The following is a 3,982-nucleotide window of genomic DNA, read 5'->3' as shown; positions in this document are numbered from 1 at the left end:
GGCCGCGGCATCCATGCCGCGGACACCCCGCAATGCCTACCCACCCGGCCGCTGACAAGTTCCTGGTGCCTGCCGCCACCCACGGAAAAGAAAAAGAAGATCAAAAGCAAAAGCGGCCTGTCTGGCCGCTTTTTTGTAGAGCCGAGCACAGGCTGGGCTCTGCACGAGCAAGCGCAGCGCGCGACCCGCTTCTGCTGTTCTTTTTCTTCTCCGTGGCTGGATGCGCGCGGAAACTGTCAGGGGTCGGGCGGGGTGGGTTCGCGGGACCGTTGGCGCCATGGATGGCGCCATCGAGCCCCCAGGGACGGGTTTACGGCGTGTCCCGCGAACCCACCCCGCCCGGCCCAATCACATGAATCGCATTTCGCGACCACCCACGAGGGGCTGCGCCGTTGGCCGGAATCTACGGCCACCAGCCATGCCCGAACCGCGCGTAATGATCGGCCGCACGCTCGAACGGATTACGCGCGCTGACACCACCACACAGCAGATACACCGGCAGGTACAGCGGCCCCAGCACCAGATACTGGTACACGTGCGCACGCTCATGGTCATCCAGCCGGATCAATGGCTCCACGCCCCATCCCGCCTGATGCGCGTAGGTACGGCAGCACATGCCCAGGTCGTGGCCGGTGTGCAGGATCACGTTGCCCAGGGTGATCGCTCCGCCCGGTCCCCACGGCCAATGGTCGAACACCACCGCGCAATCACGACCGCTCCAGCGCATCTTCGCACCACCCAGCAACCCGGCCAGACCGCCAAGCAGGCCGATCAGGGTATTGGGCACGGTCCACAGCGCGCCCAGCAGCTGCAGCGCGCGCAGCCAGATCGGCCAGGGACGGGACGCGGTGTTCAATCCGCCTCGTTGGGGATCAGCAGCCACAGCAGCAGGTAGACCAGGATGCCGGGGAAGGCGGCCGACGCCAGCGAGACCACCACATACAGCACCCGTACCAGGGTCGGGTTCCAGCCGAAACGATGGGCGATGCCGCCCATCACCCCGGCAATCATGCGGTCGTTCAGCGAGCGCGACAGGGTGCGCGGCACAGCGTTCATGGCGAGGTCTCCCGGCTGACTGGCTGCGGCCACTGTAGCGCCTGCCGTGTCTACGGCGTGCGTTGGCGCAACGCCTGCAGGCGCGCGCCGAACCACGCCGCGGAGGTCTGTTCGGGCTGGCCGGGGCAACGGATCCGGTACGCCTTGCCACTCATGCTGCTCTGGCTGGCCGCACGCTCGATGAACTGCTCGGCGGTGTCGACCATGTCCTTCTTCAGCAGGTAGTCGTACTTGCGCTGCAGGTGAGCCCGCGCATCGGCGGGACCGTACCAGCTGCCATTGCGCTGGAACTGGCACTGAGAGCCGTCCAGGCTGCCAATCAGCTGCGTGATCTCGCGGCGCGCATCGGCGCTCGGCGCTGCGCCGGCAACGCCCGATGCAAGGGCCAGCGCAAGCGCGACCAAAGGCGAATACTTCATGGCGTGCGTTCCTTCAGCCAGTTGTCGATGGTCGCCGGCACTTCGCGCTGTGCGCGGCCGGAGACGTAGATGCCGATATGCCCACCGCGGAAACTGGATTCGGTGTAGTCCTGCGTGCCCAGCCGGCCACGCATCGCGCGCGATGCATCCGGTGGCACCAGGTGATCCTGTTCGGCGTAGATGTTCAGCACCGGCAGGGTCACCTGCGACAGATCCACCGCCTCTTCGCCGATGCGCACGGTGCCATTGACCAGGCCGTTGCCCTGGTAGAACTGCTTGATGAACTCGCGGAAGGCTTCACCCGCGAGGTCCGGCGAGTCGAAGATCCACTTTTCCATGCGCAGGAAATCCTCCAGCGCCGCCTTGTCATCGAGGATGTCGAGCAGGCCCACGTACTTCTGCACGTTCAGGCGGAATGGCTTGAGCATCAGGTAGCTGGCATTCATCAGATCGGCCGGGATGTTGCCCAGCGTATCCACCAGCAGATCCACATCCACCTGCTGGGCCCAGTGCGACAACATGTTGTCGGCGGTCTGGAAGTCGACCGGGGTGACCATGGTGATCAGGTTGCCCAGCTTCTGCCGCCGCAGTGCGGCGTAGCACAGGGCGAACACGCCGCCCTGGCAGATGCCGAGCATGTCGACCGTTCCACCACTGCGCGCGCGCAGCGCATCCACCGCGCCATCGATGTAGCGCAGCAGATAGTCCTCAAGCGTCTGGTAGCGTTCGGAACGGTCCGGATAACCCCAGTCCAGCACATATACGTCCTGGCCCAAGGCCAGCAGCTTCTGCACCAGCGACCGATCGGCCTGCAGGTCCACCATGTACGGGCGGTTGACCAGTGCGTACACGATCAGCAGCGGTGTGCGGCGCACCGGCGCGTTCTCGCCGACGAAGCGATACAGCACAACTTTGCCATCGCGCCAGACTTCCTCGCGGGCGGTGGCGCCATAGTCGACATCCTCCACCTGCGGCAACAGCTTCAACCCTTCCATCAGCTTGCGCTGCATGGCCAGGGCCTCCTGCATCAGGTCATCGGCATTGAAGCCCAGCGGTCCTTTCATGGCTTACGACTTCCGCGTGGTCGCGCGGGTGGTGGACTTCTTCGCTGACGCTTTCTTCGCTGCAGCCTTCTTCGCTGCAGGCTTCTTCACCGGCGCGGCCCTGCTCGCCGCCTTCTTCGCCGCAGGCTTGCGCGCGGCGGGCTTGACCCTGGCAGGCGCCGGCTGGGCCACCGGATCGACCGTATCGGTACCGACAAGCACCGCCACCTGTGCCTGCACCCGGCGCAGGCTGCGCTCGAGCTCGGCGATGCGACGGTGGGCGGCATCCATCTCGCTGCGGGTGGGCAGGCCGATGCGTTCACTCATCTGTTCAACCTCGCGCTGCAGGCCTGCGCGCAGGCGCATCTGTGCGTTGCCCAGCGAGGCATACACCTGTTGGAACGGCTCGGACATGGCCACCTTGGCGTAGGCCTCCTCGGCCACTTCAATCCACAGATCGAACATCGCCCGGGCGCTGGTCAGCTGGCTGCCGGGCTGCTCGTGTTCGGCCAGGCGCTGCTCGAACAGGTCGAACGCCTCTTCCAGTGCCTGCTTGATCTGCTCGACATAGGCCTGCGAATGCTGCTGGTACTCCTCCTGCGCGCGCAGCAGGGCCTGCCACCGTGCCTGGTGCTCGCGGCCGGGCCCGAACGCCGGGCTCTGCAGCCAAGGGCCAGCCAGCGTCTGCAACTGCTGGAACCACGCCGTAAACTCGGGCGGAGCAGCGTCCACATGGGTGCTGCCGCGGGCCCCCTGCAGCATCCATTGCAGCATGCCGTCGCCCTGCCCCTTCACCGCTTCACGCCAGGCCTGGGCGACCTCGGCACTGCTGGCATCGCGGCCGGCAAAGCGTGCAGCGACTTCCTGCATGGTGCCGTACCAGCTGCCAGCCTGCTCGCGGAACCGCCGCACCGCCTCTTCGGGCGCGGCAGCACCGGTCCCGGGCAGCAGTTGGCCCCACCAGTCGAACAGGCGCTTCCAGCTGCCCGGGTCGTCGCCAGCCGGGGTTCCCGGCACGGCTGCATGGCGCAAGGCATCACCCCAGGCGCCGAAGTACTGCCGGGCGAGGTTCTCGAAATCGCTGCTGCCGGCGTCATTGGCCGAGCTGGTCATCGCGCTCCTCCGCAGGGCTGGGTCATGGCTTGGGAATGCGCAGGGTCTTGCTGATCATCAGCGACCCGGACAACGCGAACAGCAGCACCAACGGATGCAGCTGCCAGGGGCCGATCTGCCACTGGCCCAGCCACAGGTCGTGGCCGATGGCATCGGTGCCGGCGGCGATCGCCAGCACGATCACCAGCGCCAGGCTGGTGGGAATCGGCGTTCCTTCGAAGTACTTCACCTTGCCTTCGTCACCGCTCATTGCCTCGGCGGTCACGTTGTAACGGGCCAGGCGGCTGACGCCGCAGCAGACGAAGTAGCTCAGCACCAGCCAGTCCCAGCCCCCCTGCATGCCACAGGCAT

The 3,982-nt window shown here is 66.3% G+C and carries 5 protein-coding genes and 1 pseudogene; all 6 read right to left on the bottom strand.

Features of this window, described 5'->3' with window-relative positions; all coding sequences use genetic code 11:
• Window positions 1–403: 403 nt before the first annotated feature.
• Window positions 404–856 carry a hypothetical protein gene (locus AB4Y84_RS15455; protein WP_312785654.1) on the bottom strand — a complete coding sequence of 151 codons (453 nt, stop codon included), beginning with the start codon at window positions 854–856 and terminating at the stop codon, window positions 404–406.
• A complete protein-coding gene (locus AB4Y84_RS15450) occupies window positions 853–1,056 on the bottom strand; it encodes a PspC domain-containing protein (RefSeq protein ID WP_025879254.1) in 204 nt (67 codons plus the stop codon). Before AB4Y84_RS15450 ends, AB4Y84_RS15455 begins: the two co-directional genes overlap by 4 nt.
• A gap of 50 nt (window positions 1,057–1,106) precedes the next feature.
• Window positions 1,107–1,475: a YfeK family protein gene (locus tag AB4Y84_RS15445; RefSeq protein WP_230113314.1), complete on the bottom strand. Its 369-nt coding sequence runs from the start codon at window positions 1,473–1,475 to the stop codon at window positions 1,107–1,109.
• Entirely contained in the window at window positions 1,472–2,539 is a 1,068-nt protein-coding gene (locus AB4Y84_RS15440; RefSeq protein WP_442244535.1) for a class III poly(R)-hydroxyalkanoic acid synthase subunit PhaC, read from the bottom strand. Before AB4Y84_RS15440 ends, AB4Y84_RS15445 begins: the two co-directional genes overlap by 4 nt.
• 3 nt (window positions 2,540–2,542) lie before the next feature.
• Window positions 2,543–3,631, bottom strand: coding sequence for a class III poly(R)-hydroxyalkanoic acid synthase subunit PhaE (gene phaE, locus AB4Y84_RS15435; RefSeq protein ID WP_442244534.1), 1,089 nt, complete (start codon window positions 3,629–3,631; stop codon window positions 2,543–2,545).
• Window positions 3,632–3,653: 22 nt separating this feature from the next.
• Window positions 3,654–3,982: pseudogene (locus AB4Y84_RS15430) on the bottom strand (CDP-diacylglycerol--serine O-phosphatidyltransferase); the annotation flags it as partial.

The sequence above is a fragment of the Stenotrophomonas sp. 2YAF22 genome, from assembly GCF_052114665.1.
GTDB classification, from domain to species: domain Bacteria; phylum Pseudomonadota; class Gammaproteobacteria; order Xanthomonadales; family Xanthomonadaceae; genus Stenotrophomonas; species Stenotrophomonas indicatrix.
This window is presented reverse-complemented; position numbering and strand designations above follow the sequence as displayed.